Origin of the sequence: Geminicoccus harenae, from assembly GCF_019800005.1 — a bacterium.
Classification (GTDB): Bacteria; Pseudomonadota; Alphaproteobacteria; order Geminicoccales; family Geminicoccaceae; genus Geminicoccus; species Geminicoccus harenae.
Map to the genome: position 1 here is coordinate 1 of NZ_JABGCL010000079.1, position 7,406 is coordinate 7,406.

The following is a 7,406-nucleotide window of genomic DNA, read 5'->3' on the forward strand; positions in this document are numbered from 1 at the left end:
CCGCCATGTCATGGGGCAGGGTGATGCTCAGTTTCTCCGTCGTACCGGCCATGCCATCCCTCTACCGATGCCGGGCGAAGAATAGCACTTGATCCTACTTGATACCACCAAGGCCCATGGGCATCAGCCCCTCGCGGAGGACTACGCTGCCAGCAACCGCGTCAAGCGAAGGGGGGCTGAGCCTGCTGCCGTCATAGGGGATGGAAGCCACCCAAACCTTGTCATGGTACGGCATGGTCTTCGACATGAGCCGGACCATGACCTGGAAGAGAACGATCCAGCCGAGAACGAAGAGGATAGTCGAGTCGCCTGATCCTGCCCAGACGGCAGTACTCGGACGGGCAGGAGCTGTGCCTATACACAGCACTCTTTTGCCTGCCCCGTCCGTATCCTGCGTCTCCGCATCCGCCGCCAGGTACGTGCTAGCACCTGGCTCGAGCCCCTGCCGGATCTGCCGTCAAGCCTTCCAGCTACAGTCGCTCACGTCACTGCAGTACTGATCAGCGATTCGATGGCGATCGGGAAGCGACGCACCCGGACGCCCGTCGCATGCCATACCGCATTGGCGACGGCTCCCGCCGTGCCCGTGATGCCGATCTCGCCCACACCCTTGATGCCCAGCGCATTCACGTAAGGATCGGTCTCCTCCACCAGGATGGCCTCGACCGAGGGGATGTCGGCATTCACCGGCACATGATACTCGGCCAGGTTCGCGTTCAGGATCCGCCCGGAGCGGCGATCCGGCACGGCCTGCTCGTGCAGGGCGAAGGAGACCCCCCAGATCATGCCGCCATAATACTGGCTGCGCACCAGGCGCGGGTTGATGATGGTGCCGGCGGCAAAGGCGCCGACCAGGCGCGTCGCCCGGATCTGGCCGAGATCCGGGTCCACCTTCACCTCGGCGAACACCGCGCCATGCGCGTGCATGGCATAGGTCGCCTGCGCATCCTGATCGGCGGTACCACTGCCGCGTCCCTCGATCTCCGCCAGGCCGGCGCGTGCCAGGATCTCGGCATAGCTCTCGCTCCGGCGCTCGTCGTCGCGCCGGACCAGCCGGCCGTCGCGTGCCAGGACCCCGACATTGCCCGCACCGAACAGGGGCGAGCGCTCGTCGCCAACCGCCAGCTCCGTCAGCCTGGCGATCACGTCGGCGCCGGCCCCGTGGATCGCCATGCCGGCGGTCGCGGTATGGGCAGAGCCGCCGGCGATGCCGGCATCGGGCAGGTCGGAGCTGCCGGCCCGGAACTCCAGCTGCTCGATGTCGAGGCCGAGACTATCGGCGGCGATCTGCGCCAGCGCCGTCCAGGCACCCTGGCCCATGTCCTGCGCACCCAGCTCGACCAGACCCGTGCCATCGCGCCGGAGGATCGCCCTTGCCTGACCCTGGAACATGAGTGCCGGGAAGGTTGCGGTGCCGACGCCCCAGCCGACCAGCAGCCCGTTCTCGTCACGCATCCGGCGCGGTGCCAGGGGACGATCCCGCCAGCCGAACCGCTCCGCACCCTGGGCGTAGCATTCCCGCAGCGCCTTGGAGGAGAACGGCTTGCCGGAGACCGGCTCGACCTCCGCATAGTTCCTCAGGCGGAATTCCAGCGGGTCCAGGCCGGCTGCCTCTGCCATCTCGTCAATGGCGCTTTCCAGTGCCAAGTTGCCGCTCGCTTCCCCGGGTGCCCGCATGAAGAGCGGCGTGCCCGTGTCGAGCCGCACCGCATCGGCGGTCGTGGCGATGGCGGGGCTAGCGTACAGGGTGTGACTGACCCCGCCGGACGGCTCGAAGAAATCGTCGAAGCTGCTGGTGGCGGTGCGCACATGGTGGTGGATCGCGGTCAGCCGGCCCGCATCGTCGGCGCCCAGGCGCAGGGTCTGGCGGGTCGGCGCGCGGTGGCCGACCGGGCCGTACATCTGCTCACGGCGCAGCACCAGCTTCACCGGCCGGCCCACCAGGCGCGCAGCCAGGATGCCCAGCGCCTGCGGCCCCGAGATCAGGCCCTTGGAGCCGAACCCGCCGCCCAGGAACGGGCTGCGGATGTGGATGTTCTCCGCCGGGATCCCGAACAGCCCGGCGATCCGCTCCTGTGCCATGGCCAGGCCCTGGCTCGGCGTGTCCACCGTGAGGCGGTCGCCGTCCCACACCGCCACGATCGCATGCGGCTCCATGGCATTGTGGTACTGGGCGGGCGTCTCGTAGATGGCCTCAATCCGGTGCTCCGCGGCGGCCAGGCCGGCCTCGACATCGCCGTGACGCACCTCCGACGGCGTGCCGATGCCGACCGCGGGCGGGACGAAGCTGTCGGCATCGTCCAGCCCGACCCGCGGCGGCTCCGCCTGGTAGCGCGGCGCCAGCAGCGCCGCACCTTCGGTCGCCGCCTCCAGCGTCTCGGCGATCACCACCGCGATCGACTGCCCGGCATAGCGCACCGTGTCGTTCTGCAGCAGCTCCAGCCGGAACATGAAGGGGTTGGTCTTCGCGTCCGGATCCATCGCCAGCGGCGGGCGGTTTGCCGGCGTCATCACCTCGACCACGCCGGGATCGGCCTTGGCCGCCGCCACGTCGAGGAAGGTCACGCGGCCGCGGGCGATGCTGCTGGTCGCGAGCACCGCGTACAGCATGCCGGGCGGGTGGTGGTCCGCCGCATAGCGTGCTTGGCCGGTGACCTTCAGGAGGCCGTCGCGCCGGGTGAGCGGCTGGCCGATGCTGGCACCGTGCCGACGTTGTATGGTGGATCCGGTTCGCGCAGTCTCAGCCATGGAGAGCACCTCCAGGAACGGGGGCGAAGGGAGAGGCCGGAAGGGCAGGCAGACGCTCGGGCGTACCGGCCGCGGCAAGCAGCAGCGTGCGCAGCACGATCCGCCGGGCGAGCTCAATCTTGAAGCCATTGTCCCCGGACGGCCGCGCCGCTGCCAGCGCCGCCTCCGCGGCCCGCCGGAAGGACGCCGCATCCGGGCGGGCACCCGCCAGCACCGCTTCCGCGTTCCGGGCACGCCAGGGCTTGGCCGCCACGCCGCCCAACGCCAGCCGCGCCTCGGCGATCACCCCGTCGGCCATGCGCAGGCAGGCGGCGGCGGACACGACGGCGAAGGCGTAGGAAGTGCGCTCGCGGAGCTTGAGGTAGCGGGCATGGGCCGCGAACGGCGCCGCGGTACCCGGCAGGCGGACCGCCACGACGAGATCGCCCGGCGCCAGCACGCTCTCGCGCTCGGGCGTGGCGCCGGGCAGCAGATGGAAGTCTTCCAGCGCCACCTCGCGGCGGCCGGTCGGCCCCTCGATCTCGACCACGGCGTCCAGGGCTGCGAGCGGCACGCAGAAATCGGATGGATGCGTAGCGATGCAGGATTCGCTCCAGCCCATCACCGCGTGCAGGCGGTTCTCGCCGCCGCGCGCATCGCAGCCCGCCCCTGGCTGCCGTTTGTTGCAGGCACTCGCCGGGTCGTAGAAATAGGCGCAGCGGGTGCGCTGCAGGAGATTGCCGCCGACGGTGGCGGCGTTGCGCAACTGGGCGGACGCGCCGGACAGCAGGGCTTCGGCGACGGCCGGGAAGCGCTTGCTGAAGGTCGGGTCATGGGCCAGGTCGGCATTGCGCACGCGCGCACCGATCCGCACCCCGCCGTCCGGCAGGGGCTCGATCCGGTCGAGCCCGGGAAGGCGGCTGACATCGACCAGTCGGGTGGGGGCGACGATGCCGCCCTTCATCAGGTCGAGCAGGTTGGTCCCGGCCGCCAGATAGGCGCTGCCGGGCAGCGCGGCGGCCGCGATCGCTTCCGCGACCGTGGCCGGCCGAACATAGTCGAAGCGGTTCATGCTGCCTCCTGCTGTCCGGCCTGGCCCAGGCTCTGCTGCGCTTCCAGCACCGCCTCGATGATGCCGCGATAGGCGCCGCAGCGGCACAGATTGCCGCTCATGCCTTCGCGTATCCGCTCGGGATCATCCCCCGCCTGACCCTCGCGGATCAGGCCCACGGCGCTCATGATCTGGCCGGGCGTGCAGAAGCCGCACTGGAAGGCGTCGTGGGCGATGAAGGCCGCCTGCACCGGGTGACAGGCGTCACCTTGCGCCAGCCCCTCGATGGTCAGCACCTCGGCACCATCCTGGCTGGCGGCCAGGGCCAGGCAGGCGTTGGCGCGGCGGCCGTCGAGCAGGACCGTGCAGGCGCCGCACTGACCCCGGTCGCAGCCTTTCTTGGTGCCGGTCAGGTCCAGCCGCTCGCGTAGCAGGTCCAGGAGCGTGACCCTCGGGTCCTCCAGCTCGATGGCATGTCGTACGCCGTTGATGGTGAGAGTGATCGACAGGCTCATGCGGCACTCCGATCAGAACGGTCGTTGGGATGATTCGTCCGCGCGATGCATCGTCGGCCGGACGGCCCGTCCTGGAGCCAATCGGGGCGGCGGACGTTGCCAGTACGGGGTTTCCAGGCGAGGTGGTGGGGAGAAGGCAGCTGCTCACCCGGCACCACGCGGAGCAAAATACGGAGGCATCCTCCGTTTACAAGGGGCAGAATGCAGAAACGGGCGCGATGACGGATCAGCCGGCCATGAACAAGCGCAAGCCGCGCGCGGATGCGCTCCGCAACCGGGAACGGGTGCTGGCGGCGGCCAAGGTGGTGTTCAGCCAGGGCGGTCCGGAGGCGAGCCTGGAAGCCGTGGCGAGGCAGGCCAGGGTCGGCATCGGGACGCTCTACCGGCACTTCCCGACCCGCGAGGCGCTGTACGAGGCCGTCTACCGGCGCGAGGTGGAGCAACTGGTCGAGCTGGCGAGGCAGCTCGGGGCAGAAATGGCCCCGGTCGAGGCGCTGCGCAGCTGGATGCGCGCCAGTGTGGAATTCGTCGCCACGAAGAAAGGCATGGCAGCAGCCCTCGCTCTCGCCGCGCATAGCTGCTCGGACCTTGCCACCTACTCACGCGAACGGCTCACCGGAGCGGTCGGCGACCTGCTGCAGAAGGCCGTGGCGGCCAGGCAGATCCGGTCGGACATCGGGCCCGAGGACCTGCTCCGTGCCCTGGTCGGCATGTGCTACGCCCATGACCAGCCGGGCTGGCAGGCCAGGGTACTGCGCCTGATCGACGTCTTCGTGGACGGGCTGTGCTATCTTGAGGGAAGACCAGCGCAACAGGCTCGTGGTGCTGCGCAACGCCGGACGACTTGATGCTCGTTGCCTGCCTGCACCGGGCACTTCCTTCCCATTCGGACAAAATTTCAAATTCGGTAGATGTATTATGACGCAAGCGGCCACTCATAGGAGGTGGAGGTGCCGCCAAAGCTGACGGAATGAAGGAATGGTTGGCCGGTGCTGTTGGGCATCGGCCATGAGCCAATGCCGAACCGCCACCTGCGTACATCGGCGCTTAACTTCCGGCTAAACATCACATGATGTTGCCCTCATGACACAAACTCGGACTACGTAAAGAACATTCCGTCAAGTCTACTTAGAAGCTACGAGTGTGCTATACTACACTATAATTTTAACAAACAGAGAGGCGTCTTTTATCATGAATTGCAGATTAATTTTTGTAATTAATCGGTCCTTCAGCCGCCGCCGCGTCCGGAACACAGGGTCCCAGAAGCGGCCTGCCGTGCCGATCCGGCGCTATCCAGCGCAGCTCCAGTCAACCAGGTCCGGCGGCTACACCGTGGCCTTCCCCGATTTCCCCTATTGCGTGGCAGCCGGCGCCACGGTCGCCGACGCTACCGCCATGGCGGCCGATGTCCTGGCCGAGCATGTCGATGCCCTGCTGGCGGCCGGCGCCTCCTTGCCGGCATCTCCCATCGATCAGCACGCTTCCGCAGGTGCCAGCACTCGGCAGATCCTGGTTCCGGTGGATGGTCCCGACACGGTCGACGACGAGGGCAATCCGGAACAGACTGCCGAGGACGTTGAGCGGGCCCGGCCGTTACAGGAACTGTTCCCAGGGCGGCAGGCGCAGCTATAGGCCCATGCCGGGTGCGGAACGCCTTTGCTTGCCGGCCCCTGCCTCATCGCGCCGCTTCCGCCGCACCATGCGCAGCCCGAGGAAATGCTGTGGTCGGAACGCGAGCGGTCAAGCAGCGTCACCACGCTAAGCCACTCATGCCTTTGGTCGCTTAAGGAAGCGCGACGTCGCCTGCCGTGAGAGAAGTCACCCCGTAGAGCGTGATCGTCCCGTGCACATGGAAGAGGCCGTCCAGTTCCGCCACGTCGATGACTAGGGAGGTCCGTAAGACTCCCTCTAGGTCCACGGTCTGTAGGTCAAACCCGGCGTCCGCGCCATCTAGCACGTCGTTGCCATCGGTATCGAGATCATCGAACCCAAGTCCTAGGGAAAGGCCACCTCCCGGGTTGACCGGATCGGCCTCCTGGAATGTGATGGCGAGTTGATCGGCACCACGGGTGAAGTCGGTGATCAGGTCGTCGGCCTGCAGGACCTGCTTGCCGAGTGTCGGGAACCCATCCTCGAATAGCACGAAGAACGTGTTGTTGCCGTCGTTGCCGGTGAGCTCGTCTATCCCGCCGCCACCAAACAGGAAGTCATCACCGGAGCCACCCAGGAGAGTATCGTTACCATCCTCACCCCTGAGGGCGTTACGCCCGCCTCCGGCGATCAGCCGATCGTCGCCATCGCCTCCCTCCAGGAGGTCGGGGCCGTCCCCGCCGTCAAGTATGTCGTTCCCGGCGTTGCCGGAAAGGAAGTCGCTGCCGGAGTTGCCCTTTAGGATATCGTTGCCAACCCCGCCGGTGATCTCGTCGTTGCCAGCCCCGCCCCAGACCTGGTCGTTGCCGGCTCCGCCCTTCAGCAGATCATTGCCGGCATCACCGAAGATCCGGTCATTGCCATCGCCACCGCTGGCATAGTCTTCGCCGTCGCCGCCATAGAGCGAATCAATCCCGGCCATCCCGTAGAGCTTGTCGTGGCCCGCTCGGCCAGCGAGGAAGTCGTCACCGCCCCGGCCGTCGATGAAGTCACCCTGGAGCGTGCCTAGGATCCGGTCGGCTCCGTTAGTCCCATTGAACTTCGCCATGAGAGCACCTCGGATCTATCATTCTGGGTTGAGGGCTCAGCCTTCCGATGCTCATCATCATGAATTTTCTTGTCAAGAACTTTTGCTGCCGCACTGTCCACCACCGTTAGTGGTGGCAGCACCAAGCTGTTCTCGGGAGCCAGTTCCTCCCGCTCCAGAACCGCCCGCCCACGGCCTGGACCCGCTGCATCAGTTGGATCACGGCCGATGGGCTCACCGCAAAACGTCGCGCTGCCGCTCGGATCCGCCCGCCAACCCATTCTCAAACGGGCTCTGACTGACTGTCGGCAAAGTCGCTGACCGGTCACGCGATGCGCCGCAGCATGATCCGACTCATGGCGGCATGGATCATCGCCACGCCGGTTTCGGGCAGCCGCTCATAGTCCCGGGCAAGGCGACGTGAGCGGGAGGGCCA

At 67.2% G+C, this 7,406-nt stretch carries 6 protein-coding genes; 2 read left to right on the forward strand and 4 right to left on the reverse strand.

Annotation, left to right across the window (positions count from 1 at the left end):
- Window positions 1-480: 480 nt before the first annotated feature.
- From HLA95_RS26345 to HLA95_RS26355, 3 genes are read right to left on the reverse strand one after another with little or no spacing between them, the layout of a single operon-like run.
- Window positions 481-2,748, reverse strand: a complete 2,268-nt coding sequence (locus HLA95_RS26345; protein WP_191061645.1) for a xanthine dehydrogenase family protein molybdopterin-binding subunit — start codon at window positions 2,746-2,748, stop codon at window positions 481-483.
- On the reverse strand, window positions 2,741-3,799 hold the full coding sequence (locus tag HLA95_RS26350; protein ID WP_222185023.1) for an FAD binding domain-containing protein: 1,059 nt from the start codon (window positions 3,797-3,799) through the stop codon (window positions 2,741-2,743). Before HLA95_RS26350 ends, HLA95_RS26345 begins: the two co-directional genes overlap by 8 nt.
- Window positions 3,796-4,293: a (2Fe-2S)-binding protein gene (locus HLA95_RS26355; RefSeq protein ID WP_191061018.1), complete on the reverse strand. Its 498-nt coding sequence runs from the start codon at window positions 4,291-4,293 to the stop codon at window positions 3,796-3,798. Before HLA95_RS26355 ends, HLA95_RS26350 begins: the two co-directional genes overlap by 4 nt.
- Before the next feature lie 218 nt (window positions 4,294-4,511).
- Between HLA95_RS26355 and HLA95_RS26360 the strand changes: the two genes are divergently transcribed.
- Window positions 4,512-5,141 (forward strand): TetR/AcrR family transcriptional regulator, encoded by a 630-nt coding sequence (locus HLA95_RS26360; protein WP_191061019.1) that lies wholly within the window; start codon window positions 4,512-4,514, stop codon window positions 5,139-5,141.
- A 427-nt stretch (window positions 5,142-5,568) separates the two neighbouring features.
- Window positions 5,569-5,925 carry a type II toxin-antitoxin system HicB family antitoxin gene (locus HLA95_RS26365; RefSeq protein ID WP_191061020.1) on the forward strand — a complete coding sequence of 119 codons (357 nt, stop codon included), beginning with the start codon at window positions 5,569-5,571 and terminating at the stop codon, window positions 5,923-5,925.
- 151 nt (window positions 5,926-6,076) lie between these two features.
- Here the strand turns inward: HLA95_RS26365 and HLA95_RS26370 are convergent, their stop codons facing one another.
- Complete coding sequence (locus HLA95_RS26370) at window positions 6,077-6,991, reverse strand: calcium-binding protein (protein WP_191061021.1); 915 nt, start codon at window positions 6,989-6,991, stop codon at window positions 6,077-6,079.
- Window positions 6,992-7,406: the final 415 nt, after the last annotated feature.